Genomic DNA, 24,784 nt, shown 5'->3' on the forward strand with positions numbered 1-24,784 from the left:
ACTTTTCCCGCAGGGGTCTCGAACACACGCTCCAATCAACTTTGTTATAACTATTATGATAGAACTCCTTTTGCCTACAGTCTTTTTGTTTAAAATAGAAGAAATAAAACTAGAGGTGATATCTATTCAGCGAGATTAGCTTTAAATGATGATTGAATCTTCATTAGAAGGCGGGTTCTTCACACAGCACGAAATAAGGAACTTTTTCATATGATGTATTATGAGCGGCATGAGATTTAATAATCTGATTATATCCGGGGAAAGGTTGGGTGCAATAATATGAAGCAATATCCATTTCATAACATCCCATTTCAAAATCTTCAGAAAAAAGACATGTCATTTGAAGAGGTATTCGTTCATATTGTTGAGTTCATGAAATTGAACCCTTCCGGTAACTATCGATTAATGGTCGGTACAGATTCGCAAGTACATAAAAAACATACTGTTTTCATTACGGGCATCGTAATACGGCAGGTCGGAAAAGGTGTATGGGGTTGTATAAGAAAAGTGATGATTCCTAGAAGGATGCTGCATTTACATGAACGTATTTCCCAAGAATTGTCGTTAACGGAGGAGATCGTGTCACTGTTTACAGAAGAAAGAAAAAACCAATTAATCGATATTGTCCTGCCTGCTGTATACCAAGGGGCAACGTTCACGATGGAGGGGCATATTGATATCGGGATTGGAAAGCGGAACAAAACCAGTGAGTTTGTAAAAGAAATGGTAGCCAGGATGGAATCCATGGGCGTGGAACCGAAAATCAAACCCAATGCTTTCGTCGCTTCAAGTTATGCCAACCGATATACAAAACAAGAGTAAATGTCTTTAGAAAATGTAATATTCCAAATCAACCTACACTGAATTTGTAAAGGGCTGTGAAAATAAATCAAGACAATTCTTATTGTACGGAAACAGCAAAAAACCGGCCTCAGACCGAGACCGGCTTCAACATTTAAAGATATAAGCCGCCATTGCCGTATTCAGTAAGAAAGTTTTAAACCACCACTCCTCAAAGTGGGTGTTTGCAGAAATAATCCTGTTGTCGAAGTCAGTGACGAGGCATAACATTCCTGTTTCAATATAAAACTCCCTATTACAGCTTAAAGGTTAAAACTTTATTATCATTACGAACAGTGCAGCTTGTATTGTTATAATACTTGAATTCCTCATATGTTACAATGTTAATTATCACCATATTAATAACCTATGGCTGACTAAGGGAATGGACGTCGTATTAGCCCTTTATAATAGCATTCGTTACAATCAAACTATTGATCAAAATAACCGATAAAATCCCCTTCGTCTTTATTTTGCAGATATAATACCGTTTCTTTGTCAGAAATAGTAGGCAGTCCAAAATTTTGTTCATACCTCTCAATTCCTTTACCTGTAATTATAATCCAATCCCCTTCCTTTCCAGCTTGTATCGCCTCCTGTATAGCAAGTGTTCTATCAGGAATAACCTTCCCATTTCCAGCAGAGTAATCGCTTTTCAGTTTATTTAGTGACGATTCCATCCCCTCCATTCCCTCCGAATTCAGATCATCCATCGTCAAAATGGAAACATCACTATGTTCCGATGATACTTTAACCATTTCAGCCCTTTTGGTTGTATCTCGTCCACCTCGGAAACCAAAGATATGATAAATTTTTTTGGCCCCGCATTCTTTGGCAGTTTGAAGCATGTGATGTATGGCATCTGCAGTATGTGCATAATCGATGACGATTGTCGGTCCATATTCTTTCTTATACATTTCAAACCTTCCAGGCACACCGGAAAATTGTTTCAATGAAGTGAGAATTTCTTCTTTTGAAATTGGAAACATCTTCGCTACGGAATAGGCGGCAGTCGCGTTATATAAATTATGAAGTCCAGGTAAAGGTAACTCAATTTTCACAAAGTCATGATTCTCATTCAATAAAATAAAGGGATTTGTTGCAGTATTATAATTGGTGATGGTTAAATCGAAGCGATTGGATTTTCCAAAGACAAAGGCACTGACGTTCTTTTTCCGTAAGTATTCTTGTAGTCTTTCTCCCCAGAAATCATCCCCATTGATGATCGCAAGACCATTAGGTTTCAATTTTTCAAATAGAAGTAATTTTGCCAGGAAATAATCCTCCATCGTACCGTGGAAGTCGAGATGGTCATGATACAAATTCGTGAAGACACAGAAATCAAATTCAATTCCTTCTAAACGGTATTGAGCTAATCCATGTGAAGACACTTCCATTATGACAACCATGTCCCTACTTGCAGCCAGTAAGGAATTCAACTCCATGCTACCTGGAGTCGTATTATGGGAATCGACTTTGTTTCCATTGATAATATGCTGTATCGTACCAATGACGGAACAGGTTACCCCATTTTCTTTCAATATTTGCTGAAGCATATAACTCGTTGTGGTTTTTCCGTTGGTACCTGTAATTCCTATCATTATTTTTTGCTTGCTTGGATCTCCATAAAACCTTTTGGCGATTAGCCCTAATGCTTTACGGCTGTTCTCCACTCGTAAATAAGGAATTTCCAAACCCTTAATATCGCGATCGCCAATCACAGCTGATGCCCCTAAACGAATTGCATCTTTAATGTAATTATGGCCATCTGACTTATATCCGGTTACGGCAACAAAAAGGTATCCCTTTTTTATTTCTTTAGAGTTATCGGTTACACCTGCGATGGATATATGTTCAACGTCCTTTGGCAAATCCCAGTTGATCGCATCTTTCAATATGTCTTTAAGGATCATTAACTTTTCTCCTTTTTCATTTAAGCTATTCACCTAACTTTTTTTGAAAATGAAATGCATAGGTTCCAACATGCCATTTTTAGTATTTACCAGTACTCTAAAAATAATTGTTAAACCAGAATTTGTTAGTTGAACAGTAAAAAGAAAAGCAGCCGATAAGGCTGCTTTTCTTGGCTATTACTGTATAGAGGTGTGGGCACACCGTAGGATACTTACGATTGGATTTCCAGTGGTTTGGATTCGGCCTTTTGATTGTACAATGGCAAAATGAAAAACATTCCTATAATAAAAAAGAAAGAGGCGGTTTCAAATATGGCGACGAGTGAAAATTGCTCTTTCAGCACGCCTGCCGCACTCATGGTCAAAACCATCGATCCAGTGAATAATGGGCTTAAAATTCCATTGACCCTTCCGATGAACTCGCCTTCGGTCCTCTGCAATATCAATGTATTGATACCGATTTGGATACAAGGCAGCATTAGTCCATTAAAGAACTCGGCAGTAAGTGTAATCCAAAGATTTGTCGAAAGTCCCATTACCGCTAATCCAATGGCATTCACAAGCATTCCGAATGCTAATAATCTCTGAGGTGCCACTTTTTTGGCAAAAATCATCACCCCAGCTCCGCCTAAAATCATACCAAACCCATTCACCATAAATAACCATTGCAAATTTTCCTTAGGAAGTTCCAGTTGTTCGGTAACGAGAAATATAGAAAGTGGCTGAATGAAGCCCAGTCCAAGCCCGGCTGCCAGAAAACATAATCCAAGCAAACTTAGTTCTTTTTTTCGCAACACATAGCTCACTCCGCTTTTCATTTCTTGCCATAACGTTGTTTTTGCTGTCTCTTCATTCAGTTTACGATCTTTTGGAAGAAAGGCGAGTGCTCCTGCTGAAAGTAAAAACGCCAGGCCAGTAATCGCAATCGAGATGTTTATCCCGAATGATTGGAAGGCAAATGTACCGAGAATCGGACCTAAAACCATAAATACTGCGAAGACGGTCTGATAAACGGACATCCCTGTCTGAATTTGACTTTCAGGCAAATGCATCTTAAATAGCTTCATGCCTGATGGCTGAGAAAATTGAGAAAGTATCGCCGAAATCAAAGTTGCGAAGAATACCATTTTCCAACTGCCAAAGATAAGCGAGATTAGCACAGCAAATACAGATATTGCACTTAATATATCACACCAAACCATCGTTTTTTTCGGACTCCAGCGGTCCGCAAACGTCCCTCCAATGAATGAAAAAATAAAGATGGGAGCAAATTCCGCTACTGATATCATGGAAATGGCAAAAGCATCCCCGTTTGTCTTTTCCATGACGAATAACAAAACTGCAAAATTCCGTACCCATATCCCTATTTGTAAAAACAGGCCAGAAAAGATAATGGCCCGGAATACACGATTTTTAAAAATGTTAGGTTCCTTATTACTTAATGTTACGGATGTGTTTTTTTCCATATAAAAACCTCCTGTGAGATTTCTGGACAAGAGGCAGTACAATACAAAATTAACAAACTAAAAGATCCCTAATGGACGGAACACAATGATCTTTGTTTGTATTTTAGTACAGACTAATCCTATCCAGAAAAAAAGTTCGTATTTAGCACGCATTTTTTCTCTTAAAGAATAGGATTAAATGATCATTGTTTAAAGGTCACCCTTCCATTTTATGCTAATTCGATAATAATCTATTTAATCTGATAAATCAAGGTGAAATTTATAAATAAAATTTTTTTCAGAAAAGTTTGTGCAATTCCCCGCATAAAAAAAGGCTCCCTTTAAAAGAAAGCCACAGATCGGAGACAACTCGAAAAAAGCAAGATTGCCTTCAGATTTTTTATTTAAAAACGTTCCAGTTTATTGATCGGGAGTTCGAGACTCCTGTGGGGAAAGCGGTGCAAAGGAGACCTCACAGGCGCAAAGGGCGGACCGCCCGCGGAAAGCGATTGCTATACGGTCCAATCAACGTTCGAATACTTTCTTTATAAGAAGGCGTTTAATATCCTTAAGTTCCCGGGTACTGTCACTAATTTCGGTCCTTTCTTACACTCACCATCATTAGTTCATGATAATTCCCGGAATACCTCAGGCAATTGTGTTTCTTCTTTTAGTTCTCCAGTATACGTTCTTGTTTAGGACTTCCCTGTACAAGTAAATGGGAAGATGGCATTAGAATTTTATGCTCATGAAGAGCAGTCATCATTTCAAACCTCACCCTCCTTGATGTTTCAAAGTAATCATCAGGTTTCACAAGTCCCACAATGCATAGTTCATATCCAACATATTTAAGATTCGGATTTAAATCCGTAATGCCGATGTATCTAAAATCCTCTTCAGGTGTACCATCCTCTAGCCTTAGAAGGGTTTCACCATACTTCTCATTACAGATAAGGCATATATCCTCCAACAGCCGTTTTACCTTTTCTGGACTTTCTTGGTAGCTTACAGTGATACGCTCAATGATTCGCATTCTCCCTTTATTAAAATTTTGAATTGTCCTGATTTCACTGTGAGGGATTGTCAGCAATTTTCCTGACCATTCCCTGATCTGCATGAACCGGATACCTATTTCTTCAATTGTCCCTGAACTTGTCCCATTGAATGTAACGAAATTCCCCACCCGGAATTCATTATCTGAAAGCCTTACAAATCCCAATAAGATATCCTTAAGCATTTGCTGAGCCGCAAATCCGATAACGACCCCTACAATTCCAGCTCCAGCCATGATTCCCTTTATGTCTATAAACTGTCCAATCAGATAAATGAGGAAAAGTCCTGCTATGCCGTATCTAAGAGCAGACCGGGTAACTCCCTGTATCGTTCTTTCCACTTCTTCCACAAAAAAATTAGATCTTTTAAAGAACCATTCAACCATTTTATTCAAAATATAATAAACGGCCAATAAAAGTAAAGCCAATATAAAAAGCCTCAATAACAAAAATTCTTGCAAATAATCCATAGCCCGCTCTGTAAATTTCAAGACATTCATGTTCCCAACTCCAATTTCACTTTTATTCAGAATCAATTAAAATCCAGTCATCATCCTTGCCTATTATCCCTTTATCAAGGATAAGTCTTGATTTAAGACGGTAGGAAACCCCTCGTTTATATGGCTCCTTCAATATAGGAAGACAAAAGTTAAAAGGAATTTCATTGCTTTCCCCTGAATTTATCTCCCTTGAAGACAAAATGGTGCTCGTTTTAAGGATCTCTTCCAATCCTGTAGAATGAGTATCCATGATCAAATCACATTCGATCCTCCTTATTCTTTGCGCAAGGGTACCACCCTTAATCAAGAAATATCCATTTATGCATTCACCAGATTTATACGTATTTTTCGGAAGGATTAAATCTATTTGTGCAGAACCTATCCCTAAAAGTAACAAAGATTTTCTCAGTATCAACTAATACACTCCATTTATATTTATTTGTTTTTCTACTAAACCCTCATGTTTATACATTTCCGTAAGGACAGCCTGATCTGGACTACAAAAAAACCTTTACCATTTTGGTAAAGGTTTACTAAAAGAAAATAGACCTTTACCAATAGGTAAGGTCTGGCTAACAACAATATGCTGCCAACAACACCGAGAGCAAAGAGCCCCGTAATGACGACGTTGTTGTAAAAGCTACTCCCCTTTGGAGAATGTATTCAAGTATATAATTTATAATACGGTAGGATTAGAAAGTTTGTCAAACCTTTATATTTTATTTTTTTTAGGCGCTTCCCGGGAAATTCGAATTATTTGTACATATCTTGATATTAATGAAAATATAATGAATCAACTTGTCCCGTTATTGAAAAAGAATGAACTTCTGGGTTTTAAATAGGCCAGTTCGTGGAATATGAAGTATGTAACAGCAGTGACCTTCTATTTAAAACGCCGCTTTCAAAAAGAATAAAATGAACAAACTATGTATATTTAATGGAAAACTAAAATTATATTTAAAAATTAACAAGATTTCTCTTTTACTTGCGCCAATCATGTTGTAATATAAATGTAACAATTGTAATATTTATTAAACTTTCGTTACATAAGTATCCTATTAGGGATTGGGGAGATTAATTATGAAAAAATTTTTAGGTATGCTATTATCCATTATTTTATTTTTCACTCTAAGTGGTCAGGTTACCGCAAAAACGACATCACAGAATTTGTCTGATGCAAATGCATTAAAGATAGCCGATAATGCCAGCAAACATTTTTGGAATGCTTTACATGGATATAAAACCCGTTCATGTTCACAAAAAACTTTCAATTATAAAGGGACAGAGTATTCATACCTTTGCCAAGAGTTTAATACAAAAGATAAATTGACTACCTACTTAGCAGAGACATTTACTAACAATGCAGTTGAAAAGGGTCTGACCAAATATAATTACATTACCCATAAAGGGAAATTAGCCCGTCCAATCGGAGACGGCTTCAGCATGTTGGAGTGGAGAAAAGCAAAAATTAAATTGGTTTATCAAAAACTGAACGTTAGGTCCTACAACTTAACTGTACCTACAGTCGACGGTGAGTCAGTAAAAAGAACGGTTACCTTTTATAAATCCGGATCCACTTGGAAAGTCAATCAGTTCGATGCAGTTCAATAAAAAGTTGGTTTAAATGTAACGCCTCATATGCTGTATAGTTGGTTAAAAACTATATTTCATATGAGGCGTTTTTCTGTTTTCCCTTTTATCTTGAGAAATCTTTTCACATCATGGAACTTTAAAAACAAAAAAACACAGCTAGGTTGCTGTGCCTTAACGGATTTTTGCCTTTCGAAAGCCTTGATAGGAATCATAGGCGGCAAAAAAGATTGTGATGAGTATGAGACCCCAGTAAATCGAGGTTTTCCAATCATCGATTGAGAATAGTGTTTTTTGGTATGCAATGAATTCGGGGTTCAATAAATTAGGATTACTAATGATGATGATGAAGGTCAGAGTGGACAACAGCTGGTATATAGCATGGAATAAAGCTAATTTCAGGGTCCATTGTCTTAAAAATAATTTATAAATCGCCAAGAGAACCCCAATGATAACGACGCAAGATACCGGCAGCCAATAGGTATTCAATACCTCTTGATTAAAAGAAGGTGTTACGAAAATGAGACTGTCATTTCTTTTTTCATAGACGCCTAACAGGTTTGCTGCATTGAAATAAAGGGCCGCGAATACAGAAAGACCTAACAAACTTGCAAATATTTCGATCATGGAAATCGCTTTTTGCTTTGAAATGTTCGGAATATCTTTTAGGTTTTCCGGTATCCATGGTTTCAAGTCTTTGGTTAAAGGGGACTGATCTTTTGAAGTATCCATGCGTTCTAAAATGACAAATGAGAGCGTCAGCCAGAAAAACACTTGGATACCTGTACTGATGATACCTGATATCGCTTTCCCGATTATGGTGAAAACCGCATCCATAACCGTATTATCACCCATTACCCGAAACGGATTATCCCCTACTAATCCAAAAAGTGAAATGACTGCAGCAATTGGTAAAATCATTTTCAACAGACTGATATAAAAATCATAATAACGCGGTCCAATCAGATGCATCGGCCGATCGCGATAACCACTTGCCAGTGTAACCGGATCTCCTAATTTTAATAGAACCGCTTTCACGTCTTGCTCCGTGTGATCCTCCGGAAGCATATCTGCGATTGTAGATTGAAGCTCAAGCCCAATATCCTCCCGGTTTTTTTCAGGCAGCCTGCGGGTCACTTCCTGAATATAAAGTTCAATCAGCTCCATCTTCTCCCTCTCCTTTTAATAATATATAAAGCTCTTGAGAAGTTTTTTCCCATTCTTCCTTTAACTGAGTGAAGATTTCTCCCCCATAATCACTTAAAGAATAGTACTTGCGCGGTCTACTTTCAGAAGTATCCCAGCTGCTGGTCACCAATTCTTGTTTTTCCAGGCGTCGAAGTAAAGGATATAAAGTACTTTGATCAATGGTAATTCCCGACTTCTCTAAACGCTGGACAAGCGAGTACCCATACTGAGGGGTTTTGAGCTGACTCAGAACAGCTAACGTCAAAGTGCCTCTGCGCAGCTCAGTGGTTAATGAATTCAGTAAAGTGCTCATCCAATCACCTCTTCCCTATACTATGTGACGTACACCATACCTTATACTATGCATCATACACTATTTTAGTTCTTACAACACCATAAAAATTAAAATATATTTAATTTAAAGCATAAAAAAGAGAAGCGTTTCACGCCTCTCCTTTTTCATTATAAATATCACACAAGAATGACCCTTAATATCATGTGATAAATTGGATACAGTGTAAGAACCCTGGGCTGTTTTCAATAAATTAGTCCCTTTGTTAAAAAGACGGAAAAATTTTGCAAGGCTTGATTCATCGTTAAGTAATTTCAGTATTCAGACGGATCCGTGCAACGGGAAGGTAACACTTTGACACAAACATACCGAGTTTGTTTTGGTAGGATGGGATTATCTCCAAAAGTAAATTCCGTTCCAAGGATATGATGGAAAACTTAAGAAGAAGTTGTCAAAACCCTACTCGGACAATAGATCACTAGTCCGTATCCAAGCTAATACGTTCTATCATTTACTAAATGCTACTGTGCAAATTTTAATGTTAACCTTTTTATGTGATAGCGCTATAAGACATCCATGTAAAGCTAAAGCTTTTCCCGGCTTGATCTTATTGCTTTATTAAATATTCTATTATCGCTTGAAAAGCATCTATTCCCTCTGAATCAGGAGAATGATAGGAAGATAATTTTACAATCACCGTATCAGCTTTTGGTGCAATGTGTATTCGCTGGTCAAACTTCCCTCTAGCTGAATATCCGCCGTATGGATCATGGCTAACCCACCATTTATTATGATAGGAGAATCCTGTAAGATAATGATGAGTACTTTCCGCAAAATATTTTTGATTCCCTCCTTTTTGAATTCCCCTTATCAAATGTTCCGGAATAATTTGTTGGCCATTGTAGTAACCATTGTTGCGCATCATTTCGCCAAATCGTGCCAAATCACGCAATGTTGCCCGCATACCGCCGCTGGCTATATCCGTACCGATTTTATCCAAGTGCATGAGCGCGTTTTCTTCTACCCCCAATTTGGACCAGATGAATTCTTGAATTAATTCTGCTAAGTTTTTCCCTGTCAAGCGTTTGACAATCCATCCCAATGTTTCTGATTGTCCGTTTTCATACTTAAATACAGTACCAGGCAATTTATCTTTTTTGCTCGATAACATAAATTCGTATAGGTTTTCAGGCCCATTATAGTTATCAGGTTTTGGTATTGAACCGGATGCAATGAAAATCGGTGTCCCACGGCCTATTCCCATTGGCGTGTCAACTTCCATATATTTCACAGGAACTTGCATATCAAGCAATTGCTGAACAGTTCCCTCACCAAGTCCTGTTCCTTCTAACTCAGGAATGTAGAAGGAAGCTTTTTTATTTAAATCCAATAATCCTTCATTAGCAAGCAAACTAACAATCAGGCCGACAAATGATTTTGTAACCGAGTTCAAAGCATGCGGCAGAAACGATTTATAGCCGTAAAAATAGTTCTCGTACAAAACTTTTCCTTTATGCATCACTAAAAAAGCATCAGTATTCGTTCTCTCGAGATACGCTAAAACACTTTCAGCATTAGTAACGTTTATTTTTGCTAAATCTAATGAATCTTTGGCATATGATAAAGGGGTGGGCCTATGGTTACCTCTCCAGATGATACGGCTGGGACTCAGTTCACCGATCTGACAATACCCTCGCAAATTTTTTTTTGAAGTAAACCAATTATCCTTAGTCACGATATCGTCTGAATTTGTCGGAAAAACCTTCATTTCATTCGTTGTAATGGACTTCATGACAATCCCTCCTGTTTTTTATTTCTTTAAAAAGATTGCTCTATAAGCACATCTTCTTTTGTTTCTTTAACTTTATTTTTAATCGTTAATGATGCAATTGCCCCTGCCAATGCAGCAGTGATTAAAAACCAGGAAGCGGCATTATATGAACCGTTGAAAAGAGTAAGGATAAACCCAATGACGACGGGCGAAATTCCTCCGGCAATTTGTCCGCCAAAACTGACAAGACCTGTTATAGACCCAGTTAATTCCTTTGATGAGTATTTAATGACAATCGTGTAAAGGGAGGTTCCGATAAACGCAATGGAAATTGCATTAAAGGTCATATAAACAATCCCTAGGGAAACAGACGTTGCATTAAACATCATAAAAAGAAAGAAACCAGAAGATATGGATCCTGCTATGGCCAAATATTTTTCTTTTCCCACCATATATTTATCTAATATCAATCCGCTGACATTAAACATAAGAAAGGAAGCAATATAAGGGATTGACATTAAAGCACTTGCTGACAACAAATCTAACCCTTTACTAACCCAATAGGACGGCATCCAGGAGATCATTCCCCAATTCACGATATTGGAAAAGAATTTTGCAATGAAGATTTGCCAAAAGTTATTGGTTTTAAATACCTTTTTATAAGAAGGTGCCTTCTTTGGAATCTGATCCTCGTTACAGATTTGTACCTCTACAGGAGTTTTTAGATGGACCCAAAGTGCCCATGCGATTAAAACGCCAATACACCCAATACTGACAAACATCGATCTCCATCCAATGGAAGCTATTAAAATTCCTATCATTACAGAACCGATCGCTCCGCCGAACGTTTGTCCAGAAAGAAAAAATGAACTTACTCTTCCTCTTTCATTTTCGGGGAAGTAATCAGAAATCGAACGCATACTGGCTGGAAATACACTTCCTTCCCCCATACCAAATAGGAAACGTAAAAAAAGTAGTGAGGCAAATGACCAAGCAAGACTCGTAAGTGCCGTAAAAAGCGAAAATGCTAAAACGGAAAAGACCAACACTTTTCGTGAACCGTACTTATCGGTAAGCCACCCTCCTATTGGATGCATCAAAGCGTAACTGAAAAAGAAGATACTTAAAACCAATCCTGATTCAAAAGAGTTAAGGTGCAGGGCTTTCTGAATGGGAATGATTGCTACATTTATCGACGCTTTATCAATATAACTTATTGCCATTCCGACAAATAGGAGAGTGATAATAATAGATTTACTCTTTTTATTGGTCGTATATGCTTGCATTCCATTCGCTCCTTTTTAAGGTATGGCTATGATTTGGACCTTTTGAGGTAATCATCACCACTGTTCGCCGTTATCATACCTATACTTATTCAATAATAAAACTTGAAATGGAAGGGCTTTCATTTTTTCTTGCAAAATATCTTATAAATAATAGACCAACCAAAGTTGGTAAAAGACATAATCGGTATGTCTACTGCATTTTATATTTACTAATTTACTAGACGTGCCGTTCCTTCCCAGAATACTCAAACAAAGTGAATTCACCTTCATTTCTTATTTTTTTAGCAATTCTATTGCAATCACCTTTTTTGGACTTCCGTTGTCCCCATTAAAATTCTAAACATTCTTATGTCTCTGTACATTTTCTCGACAGGATGTCCTTTCATTAGTCCATGCCCCCAAAAGATTTGTACAGCTTTGTCGGCAACTCGATTTGCGACCTCTGAGGAAAAAACTTTAACCATGGATGTAGCTCCTCTTACCTCTTCACCGTTATCAATCTTTTCTAACACATCGTAGAGCATGCAGCGCGCGGCGTATATTTCCGTTGCCATTTCCGGGCAGCATATGTTGAATCGCTTGAAATTCTCCAATCGGATGTCCGAACTGAATTTAATGTTCCGCCTATTTCCACTAATACGTGCCCCCATAAAGCCACACTTGATTTTGCCAATTCCTCTAAGACACATAGCCCTTTCAGTCTAAGTGCTTGCCCGCCTGACTCTTTCGGAAGGCTACTGCCGTAAAACCCCAGTTCCTACGACCGTTTTCTGACCCATTTAATTTGTTCCATTGAAATTTCTTTCTCTGCATCAATTTCGTGTTCCTTTTCAAACGGTAACAACTCATTGTGAATAAATTGAAGCAGACTTTTCCTTAATTCTTCGACATTTTCTATTTGTACTGCATCCTGCATCCTGTACTCCTTTCCAACTGGTACAAAAGAAGAAAATTCACTTTTTTAACGCAGTTTTAATATTTTCAATATTCTAAATTTTATTTTAAATATGATTGTAAATAAAGTAAAATAGCTATATATCATATATACTTGAATGGAATTCATATTAAGGAGGGATAATTGTGCATCTAGAACAATTAAAATATATTGTAGAAGTGGCTAAAACTCGTTCTATTTCCATCGCTGCACAAAATCTTCATGTTTCCCAATCCACCATTAGCAAGGCGATTACCCATTTGGAGCGAGAATTAAGCATAAATTTGTTTACACGTTCACGGTTAGGCGCCCTCCCGACAGCAGAAGGGAAAAACATCATTAAAAAAGCGTATGAGATTGTCATAAAGCTTGAAGAAATACAGGAAGAAGCACAAACGCAAACCTCCTTAATAAACGGAGAATTTAATTTATCGGCAAGCCCCAGCTTATTTATGCCGATTTTACTCAAAACGTTAGCAATCTTTAAAAAAGACTATCCTAATTTCAAGGTTATCATGACCGAAAAAAAATCACCCAATATTATGGAAGATCTTATTCAAGGGAAAATTGATATTGGATTAGCGATGATCGATGAAGTAGATTGGAATGCTCATGAAGAGCTGGTTTATGAAACCTTATTAGAAGGGAGGGTTATGGTATGTGTCAGCCAACATTCACCATTTGCGTTCAGTGATCATATCACTCCTGAGGAGCTAATCGATGAAACCATCGTGATGTATGATGAGGGAATATGGAAGGATTCCATTTCAGCATATATGAATAGATACGGACCGATGAATATTTTATTTGCTTCTAACAATACCGAAGTCATAAAAAAAGCCGTTTCAGAAGGATTGGCGATCAGCTTTTTGATGGATATCGCACTAAAGGATGATCATTATGTAAAAAGTGGAGAAATTATTCCAATCCCTTTAATCAATATTGAACCGAGCCTCAGATCCTTCGGATGGGTCCGGTCAAAGAATAAACACTTTTCTTTAGCAGCAAGAGAGTTTTTAAAATATCTCAAATTACATATCTCTAAATTAGAATGAGGTATTACTATTACTCGCAATCCTCTGTAGAAATTCAAAAAGTTTTAAGAATAACATGCTACTAAGTACTATTTTTCAAATGCGAATTAATCCATTTCTATAAAAATTAGGAAAAAGAGGATTCACGATTACAGTGTCCATGACCATTTGCTTTTAGAAGAATTATCCATGGTCAGAATGTTGGAACAATATGGCAGTGTACCTTTAATTCAGGTATGTAACATAATAAATCGGCATGCAGTTAAGGGGTGAGTCCGTTTATCCTTCAATTGAGGCTACTGTTCCACCAGTCGTAATCAACATTAATTTTTTCAATGATAATGATTCCCCTATCTATTTACTACAATATGTTTTCAAAGAAAGTATTCAATTCGCATACATTCCATGTTTTATATTAATAAATATAATAATTCAAGATTAAAATGCTTAATTTTTGTACATCATTCAATTTTTGAATCACAGAATGGTTTTTGCTTCCTGAATCTAAGCTGAGTTATGAATTTTTTCATTGAGATACTTAATTACAACATTGATGTTTAAGCGTAAAAACCCGTATTCATCAACGTATTTATATGTTTTTAAAGAGAATATTATAGTTTTGCTAATGTTTTTATATACGTGAATCATTTCGTGAAATAAAGTAGAATAATATTCTTCTGCAATTTTAAAATCTTTAATTGAAACAATTGATTTTATGCCATGTCGGAAAATATAACGCCTGTCCGGAATAAAAACATACAAAATCCTTAAAATTTATCAGGCAAAAAAAGCGATCCATCCAATCTAAGAACCGCATTATTCCATTTAACTTTTTCTTATTCAACTAAACTGTCCCTCAATAAAAAAACTGTCTTAAAGACAGTTCCGATCTCATGATACTAAAAAAATTTTCCATAACATCGTTATCGTAACAACTCCCTCTATAAGACACACTCTGTGTAATGCCATGCTCCTAGAGGATTTGTTCAATAGCAAGGCATCGTCACCAATTTTATAAAATGCCCACCGTTAACTAAATAGGAATTCTTATAAACCTTGAGGACTAATTTCTTAAGCTAATTATTTATTACGAATCCATTCAAAAATTATCCAATTGTTTCAAGCTCTCTTCATTTAGATCCCTTTCTTTATATCTTTAAGTTCTTTTAGATAACAATTAATTACCCCCTATTTTTGACTGCCCCAAAAAAGCCCGCATTACTTGTTCGGCTGAAACTTCCAACAATTCAGCACCTCTTTCCATGGCTTCCTCTAAAGTCATAGGAGCGTTCACCAAACTGTGAACACTAGTTATTCCATGGTCATATAAAACTTCAATACCTGTTCCTATCGATCCAGCCAAAACAAATACGGGAATACCATGCTTTTTAGCTTCTTGTGCAACTCCCATTGGTGTTTTGCCCGAAACAGTCTGGTAATCGATTTGACCCTCACCCGTAAAAACACAATCGGCATCGAACATTCTTTCACCCATTTTCGTGTACTCCATAACAATATCGATGCCCCTTTTTGTTTCTGCACGGAAAAAGGCTTGAAATGCACCACCAATTCCACCTGCAGCACCAGCACCAGCTTTATCATGCAAGTGTATGCCTGTCTTGATTTCCACCAAATCAGCCCAAGATGATAAAGCTTTATCAAGCAATTCAACCATGTCAGGAGTCGCCCCTTTTTGGGGTCCGAATACAATTGATGCCCCATCGGGACCGACTAATGGATTTTGGACATCCGAGGCAATCAAAAACTCGGAATCTGCTATTCTGGAATCAAATTCATCCGTATTAATTTCTGATATCCGCGATAATTCGGCACCCCCGAATCCCAGCGATTTACCATCTTCATCAAACACCTTGATTCCCAAAGCCTGGAGCATACCGACACCGCCATCATTGGTAGCGCTTCCACCTACTGCTAAAATAAACTTTCGACAGCCATCATTCAATGCCTTTTGAATAAGCTCCCCTGTTCCGTATGTAGTAGTGATCAATGGGTTCAACTCATCTGGATCGATTAGGCACAGACCTGATGCACTGGCCATTTCAATCACGCATGTTTCCTGATCGCCCAATATTCCATACGCTGCCTGAACGTCTTCAAGTAAAGGCCCCTTAACTGTCACTTCAACTTTTCGCCCATTCGTAGCTGCCACAAGACTATCCAGCGTACCTTCCCCGCCATCCGCTGCAGGAATCAATTCTGTCTTCGCATCCGGCAGTGCCTTCCTGACCCCTCGCTCGATTGCTTTGGAGGCTTCTAACGCTGACAAACTTCCTTTATAGGAATCTGGTGCAATTACAATTTTCATGCTCAATCCCCCTTGAATATATTTCAATTTAATTATAATCCTCGGAAATATTTTAATCATATACAAAAAATGATTTTATGGAAAGTTTTCTGTTATATTCCCAACTTCCAAAGTATAATGCTTAGGGCTTAAACTACCGCCCCCCTTTTCATGATAACTCATAGCAAGGACTGAAAACGGGAAAGCCTTTAGTCATTCACGAAAATGATCGTCATCAATGGGTGGGTGTCCTGCCAGGAATACGAATCGATTCGGGCATTGAAGAAAAGGTGTCATACATATTCCACTCTTTCCGGGAAGCTGAATCAGCTTTTACGATATAACTGAGGTGGAAAACAAAGACTCTGTTGGAAAGGATAGATGGGCGGACTAAACCGAAATTTCCAAGAAAGATTTGTAGGCAGTTTATCTGAAAAGTTGTTCAGGACACTGCAAAAATTAACTTAAATATCGGGAGTATATATCCAATAAAAATCAACTAATCCACGGTTGCTGCATGATCCCATAACGTTGCAGTTAGCCAGTTGGGTAAGCCAATCGAAAAGGAGAAGTTGAAAGAAATTGTGAGAACAATATTGCCTATTTAAATTATTTTCGTGCCATCCCTTTAAAAACCTTGCGTTGGAATTCTGTATAATTGATCGAATTACCGAGTAGATTAAAAATACATGATTTTTTTTGCATATCAGGAGGGATTGAATGAGTGGCATCGCAAATCTTTTAATTATCCTTGGATTTACCGTAGTTTTCATCATTATCATCGTTTTGGTCTTACTATTACTTTATATGATTTTCTTTGATCGCACGCAGAAGCATCATGCAATTTTAAGGAATTACCCCGTGCTTGGGAGAATGCGATACTTTCTGGAAAAAATCGGACCTGAGATGCGGCAATATTGGTTTAACAGTGATAACGAAGGAAAACCCTTTTCCCGCGATGACTATGAACATATGGTGAAAAGTTCAAAATATTTACGGGATGTCATAGGTTTTGGCTCAAAACGGGATTTTGATGAAGAAGGCTTCTTTGTTAAAAATAGCATGTTTCCAAAATTGGCCGAAGAAGAAAAATATGATCGTGAAACTAAAGTGACGACGAAAAGATACATTCTATTGAAAGACCCGCTTTTCTCACAACGGGAAGAAAAATGGGAAGATGAAGTATCCTCTGCATTCTTATTGGATGATGAGGACGCCGTGATCATCGGCCCAAACACTAAGAATCCCTTTCGACTAAAAGGTATTATCGGCATGTCCGCTATGAGTTATGGCTCTTTGGGTAAGAACGCAATCACTGCACTTTCTGAGGGATTGGCTGCAGCAAAAGGCACCTGGATGAATACAGGTGAAGGCGGACTATCTCCTTATCATCTAATCGGCGGTGTCGATATAATCATGCAAATCGGTCCAGCCATGTTTGGAGTTCGTGATAGTACCGGAGAAATGGATTGGGATGAGTTAAAAAGAAAAAGTGAAATACCCCAAATCAAAGCATTTGAAATCAAATTGGCTCAAGGTGCCAAAACTCGCGGAGGGCATATCGATGCTGAAAAAGTGAATCCGGAAATCGCTGAAATCCGTAAGGTCATTCCGTATAAAGCAATTGATAGTCCGAATCGGTTTCATCAATACCATGACGTAAAATCCATGTGCGATTTTATCGAAAAAATCAGGGAACATACAGGAATCCCGGTCGGCATCAAAATGGTCATCGGCGGCACTGACAGTGTTGAAGAGCTTGCTAGCTACATGAAAGAAACCGGGAAAGGTCCGGATTTCATTTCATTGGATGGCGGTGAAGGCGGCACGGGTGCATCTTATCAGGAATTGATCGATAGCGTAGGCTTGCCGATAAAATCCGCTTTGCCGATTTTAGTATCGACATTGGAAAAATACGGTGTACGCAATCGCGTTAAAATCATCGCCTCCGGTAAATTGTTCACGCCTGATAGAATTGCGATAGCCCTGGCCATGGGAGCAGACCTTGTAAACATAGCTCGAGGTTTCATGATTGCGATAGGATGTATACAGACGATGAAATGCCATTCCAATGCTTGTCCTGTCGGAGTAGCCACCACTGATCCGGAATTACAAAAAGCACTTGTCATCGATGAAAAGAAATACCGCGTTGTTAACTTTCTTGTAACCCTTAGAAAAGGACTATTTCGAATCTCAGCCGCTGCTGGTTTAGATTCGCCGATCCGTTTTCAACCTAAGCACATTAGCTATAAGGACGATAAAGGAATTGTCACATCCCTTGAAGATATTATGAATGAAGTTAAGGGACAAATAGGTGTCAGGCAATGAAAAATCCACCGCTCATGTTGATGGGCGGTGGATTTTTCTTGAAAACAATTCAATGAAGCCCATTATAGGCTGCAAAAATGTATCAGGCATGTAATGGGAATATCTCCACTTTTCCCTTCCCCATTAGCTCCCCATGGCGATAATAAACATCAGCTGCAGCAATTTAAGCAGTTTTAGATGACATGAGCTAAAATCAGTTTCGATACGTTATCATCTAAAATATCAAATGGATTGATAATACCATTTGCCATCACGTTTAAACTTTCTGCATTGGTCATTTAAAAGAAGGTATTCTAGGTGTGCCAATGTTTCACCAACAGCAAACCTGGTCTCGTGAATGGACAGATTTCTAAATAAGATCTGGCAAGCACTATTTACTGAAATCGGCTCTTTCATGTTTTCATGAATAACATGCAAACGGTCCTGATGGTGTTCCAACAATTCAAAAATTCTTTTATTGGCATTTTGAAACGGTTTCCCATGTGAAGGGATGACATATTCAACGTCCAGCTTTTGTATTTTTTTCAAAGAATTAAAAAACTCTTCCAATGGGTTGCTGAAACCTTTAAACCAATAAGAAATATTTGGAGATATCCTGGGCAATATATGATCTGTCGAAAAAAGGACACTTTTTTCCTTATTGTATAAGGATATCAAGCCATCAGAATGTCCCGGCGTGAAAATCACTTCATACTCATATTTGCCAAAGTGCAGTTTCATTCCTTCTTCAAGATGATGATTTACGGTAGGATAGGGTTTTACTTGTGGCATGAATCCTCTTTCGTCACTGGATAAGGCCACGGATAAATCGTCTTCCATACCACATGCTTTATAATTTTCTTTAAGCAGATTCAGCGAATCCGCTTCCCAATACGTAGTTCCCGCATGTTCATCCACTTGTGTCATCCAAACATCCGCACCGGTCAATTGTTGTAATGTCCCTGCATACCCGAAATGATCAGGGTGATAATGGGTGATTATAATATCGGTAATATCGTGTTTTTCGATAATCGGGTTCCATAAATCTCTTGTCGTTTTGTTATTTAATCCCGAATCAATGATTGTCCACCCTTTTTCACCTTCCGCTAGGAAACAATGGACATGATCCAACCTAAAAGGCAATGGAATGGTAACTTGAGTTACTTTCAGTTCATTCAGCAAGTATAACTTCCCCTTCCGATGTAACTTCATTTACATAAAACAAAAAATCGAAATTGCTAAAAACAAAACATTTAAGTTTATTAAATAAATGTATATCATTAATCAATTCGACGAATTTTTTCGATTTCCTGTTATCAATATCCAGAGCCAGCGATTAAAATCCAGAAGCAAAGCCTAGGGGCATTGGTTAAATCAAGAAATAAAAAAAACCGCCATTAAAATTTATGGCGGCACCTCGTTTTACATATTTTCCTCGATTGTTTGAACAAGGATAAAAAGAAAATGATAGATTAAATTAAAAGCTTCCTCTAATGTCATGTCTTCTCGGAATCCTTTTATGTTATCCAAGGCTAAATTCACATCCCATAGCCCGTCGCCCTGGTTAAACATTAAACTGAACGAACCTATTTCTGCTTGAAGTTCCTTAGTTAAATACGTTTTTAAAACTTCTCCCATTTTTTTCTGGAATTTCAATCCGAACATCGCGTTATACGTACCAAAAACATCATCGACTTCTAAAGAAAGTGCCTCAACACCGATTAATTCGAACCATTGTGATTCAAAGTAAAGGAACTCATCTTTGTTATTTTTCAAATACTCGATCGGTTGTGATAAAAATGCAGAGTTCTCTTCAGAGATTAACTCTTCGCTCTCTTTATTACTTCGCTCCATATAAGCATCTGTAAAACGGGATGCATTTTCTTTTTCCACTAAAATGATATCATCGGCGATTAATTTATGCTTTTCGACATAATCCTTTTCTTCTTTAAATAACTCAACCTTGTTTTCGATTACGGATTTTGATATGTATGATTCCATTTGTTTTTTTAGCATGATATGTCCTCCTAGTATCTTTTCAAGCTTTAGCAATATCAATCATAGCATATTCACTATAGATAAAATAACTTTGTGAAAGAAATTACAATATCAGTTGTGGCAATCATTTCGTGTCTTCGATATAGTAGTGGTAAGCGTTTATACATATGAGAGAAATGAGATGTTGAATCATGCAAAAAATCATTGTAGTTGGTGCAGGAATTTTGGGAGCTTCCACTGCCTATCAGTTGGCTAAAAATGGGGTTGAAGTGATCATTATTGACCGACAAGATATCGGTCAGGCAACATCTGCAGCTGCAGGAATCGTTTGCCCTTGGGTTTCGCAAAGACGCAACCAAGCTTGGTATCTCCTTGCCAAAAATGGTGCGGCTTTTTATCCGGGTTTAATTGAAGAACTTGAACGGGACGGGGAAACCGAGACTGGGTATGCCCAGGTCGGAGCTATAAGTTTACATACCGATGAAGATAAACTGAATGCCATGAAGAACCGGGCTGCAAAACGGAAAGAAGATGCACCGGAGATCGGGACGATCACAATACTTTCTGCAGAGGAAACACGTGCCTTATTTCCGCCTCTTTCCAGTGAATATGCAGCCGTTCACGTGAGTGGTGCCGCCCGGGTGGATGGACGCGCACTACGTGATTCCTTATTGCGGGCATCACAAAAAAATGGTGCAAAACTTATGTATGGTGAGGCCATACTTACATATAACGATGCACAAGTGACAGGTGTAACACTGGGAGATGAATTCATATCTGCCGATAAAGTGATTGTTTGTGCTGGCGCTTGGGCACCGCAAATACTGAAGCCACTCGGCGTGAATTTTCAAGTCACCTTCCAAAAGGCTCAAATCATTCATCTGGAAACGCCAAATGACAATACTAATGACTGGCCTGTAGTCATGCCTCCCAGTGATCAATATCTTTTGGCTTTCGATAATAATAAAATCGTTGCTGGGGCGACTCACGAAAATACGGAAGTTTTCGATACTCGAATGACCGCAGGAGGACTCCAGGAGGTTTTCGATAAAGCCTTGCAAACCGCTCCCGGTTTGACAGATAGTACGTTTGTTGAAGCAAGGGTCGGATTTCGTCCATTCACGCCGGGATTCCTTCCGGTCATTGGTCCTTTGCCTGACTGGGAAGGAATAATCGTAGCCAATGGTCTTGGAGCATCAGGTTTAACAATGGGCCCATATATAGGCTCACTATTGGCAAATCTCGCACTTGATAGAAAAATTGAAATCGATATAGAAAATTATGATGTCAGAGGTGCTCTATAAATTTAGCTTCCCATTACCTAACTTGCTGTATGAACTTCGACTGATCTGAAAATTACTAGATCAGTTTTTTTCAAATGGTCCTTTTCATAAGAAAAATCAAGGACCTTTAATGGGTCCTTGATTCAGACTGTAGACAAACTCGAGGAAAATCGAGTTTGTCTATTTTTTTATGGCTTGTACAATTTGGACGTTAATTTACACTCCAGGCACTCGCTTTCCGCGGGCGGTTGGGGAGCCTCCTCGGCTTTCGCCTGCGGTGTCTCCCCTAGACGCGCTTTTCCCGCAGGAGTCTCGTACCTTCCGTTCCAATCAACTTTGCTTTAACTCTTAGATAGAACACTTTTGCCTAGGGTCATTTTTTGTTTTAAAATAGAAGTATTAAAACTTGAGGTGATGAAGATGCGTTCTAAACATGATTCTATTCAGCGAGATCAACTTGAAATGATTACTTTAGATCGACTGGTGCCGGCGAACCATTTGGTTCGTAAAATGGAGGCTTCCATTGACTTCACTTTCATTTATGACTTGGTGAAAGATATGTATTCAAAGTTAGGACGCCCAAGTATTAATCCAGTATTTTAGTTGAATTGCCATTTATTCAATGTACATTCGGTATTCGTTCCCTGGGTAAACGATTAATATGGCTTACCGCTGGTTCTTAGGCTATGGTTTTCATGATAAAGTACCTCCTACTCCACGTTCGGAAAAAATCATGCTGTTCTTTGAAATGAAAAAATAAGAATCTTCAATTTCAATTTATTTCATTTATTTATTAATATCTGATTCACTTACTTCTTCATAAATAACTTTTAACTCTTCAATAGTAAGTGATTTTAAAAATTCCTCTAGTTCATCCATGTTAATGCCTCCTATAATAAAGAACATTTGTTCTTATTATAATCCCCAAAATATCACTAGTAAATAGTTAATTTTACCATTGAGCATACAGCCCCCTATTTAACCAACGGTCATTCCCTTTGAAAAATAGTGCTGTAACATCATTTTCATTTGCTCTTTATTTGCTGCAAATTGCTTATGACGATGACCATTTCCTCCAGATGGATGAGGAAATCCTAGAAGCATGTTGTTAGCATCAAAATAATTCTGACCTGCTAAATAATTTAAGACCTTGGAAACATTAACGCCTAAAGGAATAATAAGCGGGCTTTCAATCGTACCTATTTCGGCAGCAAAGCCCTCCATTATATTTTTTTTAAGCAACTCGGTCTTTAATATGTTCGGAGTTGTTCCACTGTAGTTTTTACCGTTATAAAAAACTGGATAGGTTAAAACAGAGGTAGTATGAACGAGGTGATTTGCTTCGTTAAAAAGATCTAGTGCGGACGATATGTTTAAGTATGTGTGTAATCCAAGCTCATCTAACATTTGAATCAAATTTTTTCTCATCGTTCCTTCAAAACTGGAATTCTTTTTTACTTCGTTCAGGATCTCTTCATCACTATGTATGTGCCCTTTTGCATTAATTACTGTAGAATAAGATTTTTTCATTTGATGTAATCCAGGAGTGATTCCGACAATCACCACTTTGGCCCGTTCATTTACATATTCAAAAGGTGCGTAATAGATTTCGAGCTTCTTCTTTTCATCTCTTTCAAGCAAAAATTGCTCGCTCAGTATCATTTCATCTGTATAGGCAACAGGTAAAGCATTAATTAAGTTTTTAAATTGCGTAAAATTAGAAAAATTAGCGATCCCCATAAAGTACTATCCCCTCTTTCTATATATTTTGGCCATATCAGTATATCAGAAATTCAGTTTCGCACCGAACATTGGAGCATTATGAATCTTTTTGAATCCGTATATTCCTTAACGGAAATTGAAAATACTAGTCGTTTATAAAGTGTTGTTTGATCTCTCCATCATGATAATAACGTAATGTAGTATACCTGATGGTACCGTACTTAAAAAGTTTTACTCAGACGAGATAAAGTTAAAAGAATGAACCTTTTCAAAAAAAAAAAGATAAATTGCTTCCAACCCTTGGGTTGAAAAGAATTTATCTTAAAAATGGTATTTGGGGATAAAAAAATTTGGGTTTACAAAATGAAACTATTGATTGAATCTTCCGCGCTGGCGAAGCAATTCACGATTCAGGTTCGGATCTTTTTCAAATGCAGCGCGGCCGTGAAGCCAAAATATATTGTTAACGACAACTAAATCTCCAACTGGCAGTTCCAGTTCAAGTACACTTTCATCGTTTTCTAATGAATTGGATAAATCGCGTAAGTATTTGGCTTGTTCAATCGAATCAGGATAAACAAATTGATCGATAAAACATATACCAGGTTTGTTATTATGATTGAAGAAGGTCAATCTTTCAATTTCCTGATCAATGTTCTTGCTTTTCGGTGCCTTATACGTGAATTTCTGGCTTGATAATGGATGATTTACATACATATCAAGCTCTTTCCAATCGTCTAGGTGCAATAAGCGTGATTCGCCACCGCGGGCATTTTGTTCGATCATCTTCATCATCAGTAACCAGTCCGTTGGTTCATCAACAAAGGTTCCGTCCGTATGAAGTGTAAATAAACGATAGGCCTGACGCAAATATGAATCACTGCTATCCGTGTCTTGAACACTAAAACGGGCATAATATTTTCCTGACATGGCATCATGGTTTGGAGTTCCGAGCAAGTATGAAATAGCCGTTGCAAAAATGACATATTCATCTGTATTCTCCGTGACACCCTCCAAGCCAAGGGTGAAGCCGCCGGATTCCCGATCATGAACGATGTTACGAAGCAATTCACCAAAGTCTTCCCCCACTTGATCCAAAAGATATGAAGCAATGATGAGTCGTGCATATGGCGTATATTCCAGATGTTGAACAGACTGATTATCCTTGGATACCGTTTCTAAAAAAGCAGCAATCGCCTCTTTTGAAATTTCAATATGATATAAACGGCTGGATTGAGGGTGAACTTTCACCTCGTATTTTTCTGTTTTCCTTTCAAACTTCGCTCTCTTTTTTTCTGCAATGTTCATGAATGATTCCTCCTGT

Annotated in this window: 20 protein-coding genes, 1 other RNA gene and 1 pseudogene; 6 read left to right on the top strand and 16 right to left on the bottom strand. The window is 37.8% G+C overall.

The window, feature by feature from the left end; genetic code table 11:
- Nucleotides 1-279 precede the first annotated feature (279 nt).
- The gene (locus ACIROD_RS00280) at nucleotides 280-822 is read left to right on the top strand and encodes a ribonuclease H-like YkuK family protein (RefSeq protein ID WP_230175939.1); all 543 of its coding nucleotides are present in this window, start codon (nucleotides 280-282) and stop codon (nucleotides 820-822) included.
- 139 nt (nucleotides 823-961) lie between these two features.
- Here the strand turns inward: ACIROD_RS00280 and ssrS are convergent.
- From ssrS to ACIROD_RS00305, 5 genes are all read right to left on the bottom strand, one after another.
- A non-coding RNA gene (gene ssrS / locus ACIROD_RS00285) (6S RNA) lies at nucleotides 962-1,148 on the bottom strand.
- Between the two features lie 123 nt (nucleotides 1,149-1,271).
- Nucleotides 1,272-2,753 (bottom strand): UDP-N-acetylmuramoyl-L-alanyl-D-glutamate--2,6-diaminopimelate ligase, encoded by a 1,482-nt coding sequence (locus ACIROD_RS00290; protein ID WP_402937062.1) that lies wholly within the window; start codon nucleotides 2,751-2,753, stop codon nucleotides 1,272-1,274.
- 212 nt (nucleotides 2,754-2,965) lie between these two features.
- Nucleotides 2,966-4,219: an MFS transporter gene (locus ACIROD_RS00295; protein ID WP_402937064.1), complete on the bottom strand. Its 1,254-nt coding sequence runs from the start codon at nucleotides 4,217-4,219 to the stop codon at nucleotides 2,966-2,968.
- Between the two features lie 649 nt (nucleotides 4,220-4,868).
- Nucleotides 4,869-5,750, bottom strand: coding sequence for a mechanosensitive ion channel family protein (locus tag ACIROD_RS00300; protein ID WP_402937066.1), 882 nt, complete (start codon nucleotides 5,748-5,750; stop codon nucleotides 4,869-4,871).
- Between the two features lie 22 nt (nucleotides 5,751-5,772).
- The gene (locus ACIROD_RS00305) at nucleotides 5,773-6,165 is read right to left on the bottom strand and encodes a sporulation protein (protein WP_402937068.1); all 393 of its coding nucleotides are present in this window, start codon (nucleotides 6,163-6,165) and stop codon (nucleotides 5,773-5,775) included.
- A gap of 665 nt (nucleotides 6,166-6,830) precedes the next feature.
- On the opposite strand from ACIROD_RS00305, the gene ACIROD_RS00310 reads away from it, so the two are divergent.
- Complete coding sequence (locus ACIROD_RS00310) at nucleotides 6,831-7,361, top strand: IseA DL-endopeptidase inhibitor family protein (protein WP_230175935.1); 531 nt, start codon at nucleotides 6,831-6,833, stop codon at nucleotides 7,359-7,361.
- 153 nt (nucleotides 7,362-7,514) lie between these two features.
- Here ACIROD_RS00310 and ACIROD_RS00315 read toward each other — a convergent pair whose 3' ends face one another.
- The 6 genes from ACIROD_RS00315 to ACIROD_RS00340 form a co-directional block, all read right to left on the bottom strand.
- Nucleotides 7,515-8,507 carry an HAAS signaling domain-containing protein gene (locus tag ACIROD_RS00315; protein WP_402937071.1) on the bottom strand — a complete coding sequence of 331 codons (993 nt, stop codon included), beginning with the start codon at nucleotides 8,505-8,507 and terminating at the stop codon, nucleotides 7,515-7,517.
- On the bottom strand, nucleotides 8,494-8,841 hold the full coding sequence (locus ACIROD_RS00320; RefSeq protein WP_034306796.1) for a PadR family transcriptional regulator: 348 nt from the start codon (nucleotides 8,839-8,841) through the stop codon (nucleotides 8,494-8,496). Before ACIROD_RS00320 ends, ACIROD_RS00315 begins: the two co-directional genes overlap by 14 nt.
- A gap of 586 nt (nucleotides 8,842-9,427) precedes the next feature.
- The gene (locus ACIROD_RS00325; RefSeq protein ID WP_402937073.1) at nucleotides 9,428-10,612 is read right to left on the bottom strand and encodes a serine hydrolase domain-containing protein; all 1,185 of its coding nucleotides are present in this window, start codon (nucleotides 10,610-10,612) and stop codon (nucleotides 9,428-9,430) included.
- A gap of 26 nt (nucleotides 10,613-10,638) precedes the next feature.
- A complete protein-coding gene (locus ACIROD_RS00330) occupies nucleotides 10,639-11,877 on the bottom strand; it encodes an MFS transporter (protein ID WP_402937075.1) in 1,239 nt (412 codons plus the stop codon).
- Between the two features lie 299 nt (nucleotides 11,878-12,176).
- Entirely contained in the window at nucleotides 12,177-12,527 is a 351-nt protein-coding gene (locus tag ACIROD_RS00335) for an acyl-CoA dehydrogenase family protein (RefSeq protein WP_402937077.1), read from the bottom strand.
- 107 nt (nucleotides 12,528-12,634) lie between these two features.
- Nucleotides 12,635-12,793, bottom strand: a complete 159-nt coding sequence (locus ACIROD_RS00340) for a hypothetical protein (protein ID WP_402937079.1) — start codon at nucleotides 12,791-12,793, stop codon at nucleotides 12,635-12,637.
- Nucleotides 12,794-12,957: 164 nt separating this feature from the next.
- Between ACIROD_RS00340 and ACIROD_RS00345 the strand changes: the two genes are divergently transcribed.
- On the top strand, nucleotides 12,958-13,866 hold the full coding sequence (locus ACIROD_RS00345) for a LysR family transcriptional regulator (protein WP_402937081.1): 909 nt from the start codon (nucleotides 12,958-12,960) through the stop codon (nucleotides 13,864-13,866).
- A 1,156-nt stretch (nucleotides 13,867-15,022) separates the two neighbouring features.
- Here the strand turns inward: ACIROD_RS00345 and ACIROD_RS00350 are convergent.
- A complete protein-coding gene (locus ACIROD_RS00350; RefSeq protein ID WP_402937083.1) occupies nucleotides 15,023-16,171 on the bottom strand; it encodes a glycerate kinase in 1,149 nt (382 codons plus the stop codon).
- A 699-nt stretch (nucleotides 16,172-16,870) separates the two neighbouring features.
- On the opposite strand from ACIROD_RS00350, the gene ACIROD_RS00355 reads away from it, so the two are divergent.
- Nucleotides 16,871-18,478 carry an FMN-binding glutamate synthase family protein gene (locus ACIROD_RS00355; protein ID WP_402937085.1) on the top strand — a complete coding sequence of 536 codons (1,608 nt, stop codon included), beginning with the start codon at nucleotides 16,871-16,873 and terminating at the stop codon, nucleotides 18,476-18,478.
- 222 nt (nucleotides 18,479-18,700) lie between these two features.
- Here the strand turns inward: ACIROD_RS00355 and ACIROD_RS00360 are convergent, their stop codons facing one another.
- Nucleotides 18,701-19,639, bottom strand: a complete 939-nt coding sequence (locus ACIROD_RS00360) for an MBL fold metallo-hydrolase (protein ID WP_402937087.1) — start codon at nucleotides 19,637-19,639, stop codon at nucleotides 18,701-18,703.
- Between the two features lie 240 nt (nucleotides 19,640-19,879).
- The gene (locus ACIROD_RS00365; RefSeq protein WP_101222207.1) at nucleotides 19,880-20,473 is read right to left on the bottom strand and encodes a branched-chain amino acid aminotransferase; all 594 of its coding nucleotides are present in this window, start codon (nucleotides 20,471-20,473) and stop codon (nucleotides 19,880-19,882) included.
- 173 nt (nucleotides 20,474-20,646) lie between these two features.
- Between ACIROD_RS00365 and ACIROD_RS00370 the strand changes: the two genes are divergently transcribed.
- A complete protein-coding gene (locus tag ACIROD_RS00370; protein ID WP_402937090.1) occupies nucleotides 20,647-21,759 on the top strand; it encodes an NAD(P)/FAD-dependent oxidoreductase in 1,113 nt (370 codons plus the stop codon).
- Nucleotides 21,760-22,158: 399 nt separating this feature from the next.
- A pseudogene (locus ACIROD_RS00375) lies at nucleotides 22,159-22,473 on the top strand (transposase); the annotation flags it as partial.
- Between the two features lie 243 nt (nucleotides 22,474-22,716).
- Here ACIROD_RS00375 and ACIROD_RS00380 read toward each other — a convergent pair.
- Together ACIROD_RS00380 and glaH are read right to left on the bottom strand one after the other, a co-directional pair.
- On the bottom strand, nucleotides 22,717-23,478 hold the full coding sequence (locus ACIROD_RS00380) for a uracil-DNA glycosylase family protein (RefSeq protein WP_402937092.1): 762 nt from the start codon (nucleotides 23,476-23,478) through the stop codon (nucleotides 22,717-22,719).
- Between the two features lie 351 nt (nucleotides 23,479-23,829).
- Complete coding sequence (gene glaH / locus ACIROD_RS00385; protein WP_101225337.1) at nucleotides 23,830-24,768, bottom strand: glutarate dioxygenase GlaH; 939 nt, start codon at nucleotides 24,766-24,768, stop codon at nucleotides 23,830-23,832.
- Between the last annotated feature and the right edge of the window lie 16 nt (nucleotides 24,769-24,784).

The sequence above is a fragment of the Peribacillus sp. NPDC101481 genome, assembly GCF_044767165.1.
In the GTDB taxonomy this organism is placed as follows: Bacteria; Bacillota; Bacilli; order Bacillales; family DSM-1321; genus Peribacillus.

Bases quoted from the DNA above. Each gene is read 5' to 3' on its own strand.
- ACIROD_RS00280 (WP_230175939.1), top strand. From the start codon at position 280: ATGAAGCAATATCCATTTCATAACATCCCATTTCAAAATCTTCAGAAA.
- ACIROD_RS00290 (WP_402937062.1), bottom strand. From the start codon at position 2,753: ATGATCCTTAAAGACATATTGAAAGATGCGATCAACTGGGATTTGCCA.
- ACIROD_RS00295 (WP_402937064.1), bottom strand. From the start codon at position 4,219: ATGGAAAAAAACACATCCGTAACATTAAGTAATAAGGAACCTAACATT.
- ACIROD_RS00300 (WP_402937066.1), bottom strand. From the start codon at position 5,750: ATGAATGTCTTGAAATTTACAGAGCGGGCTATGGATTATTTGCAAGAA.
- ACIROD_RS00310 (WP_230175935.1), top strand. From the start codon at position 6,831: ATGAAAAAATTTTTAGGTATGCTATTATCCATTATTTTATTTTTCACT.
- ACIROD_RS00315 (WP_402937071.1), bottom strand. From the start codon at position 8,507: ATGGAGCTGATTGAACTTTATATTCAGGAAGTGACCCGCAGGCTGCCT.
- ACIROD_RS00320 (WP_034306796.1), bottom strand. From the start codon at position 8,841: ATGAGCACTTTACTGAATTCATTAACCACTGAGCTGCGCAGAGGCACT.
- ACIROD_RS00325 (WP_402937073.1), bottom strand. From the start codon at position 10,612: ATGAAGTCCATTACAACGAATGAAATGAAGGTTTTTCCGACAAATTCA.
- ACIROD_RS00330 (WP_402937075.1), bottom strand. From the start codon at position 11,877: ATGCAAGCATATACGACCAATAAAAAGAGTAAATCTATTATTATCACT.
- ACIROD_RS00335 (WP_402937077.1), bottom strand. From the start codon at position 12,527: ATGGGGGCACGTATTAGTGGAAATAGGCGGAACATTAAATTCAGTTCG.
- ACIROD_RS00340 (WP_402937079.1), bottom strand. From the start codon at position 12,793: ATGCAGGATGCAGTACAAATAGAAAATGTCGAAGAATTAAGGAAAAGT.
- ACIROD_RS00350 (WP_402937083.1), bottom strand. From the start codon at position 16,171: ATGAAAATTGTAATTGCACCAGATTCCTATAAAGGAAGTTTGTCAGCG.
- ACIROD_RS00355 (WP_402937085.1), top strand. From the start codon at position 16,871: ATGAGTGGCATCGCAAATCTTTTAATTATCCTTGGATTTACCGTAGTT.
- ACIROD_RS00365 (WP_101222207.1), bottom strand. From the start codon at position 20,473: ATGCTAAAAAAACAAATGGAATCATACATATCAAAATCCGTAATCGAA.
- ACIROD_RS00370 (WP_402937090.1), top strand. From the start codon at position 20,647: ATGCAAAAAATCATTGTAGTTGGTGCAGGAATTTTGGGAGCTTCCACT.
- ACIROD_RS00380 (WP_402937092.1), bottom strand. From the start codon at position 23,478: ATGGGGATCGCTAATTTTTCTAATTTTACGCAATTTAAAAACTTAATT.
- glaH (WP_101225337.1), bottom strand. From the start codon at position 24,768: ATGAACATTGCAGAAAAAAAGAGAGCGAAGTTTGAAAGGAAAACAGAA.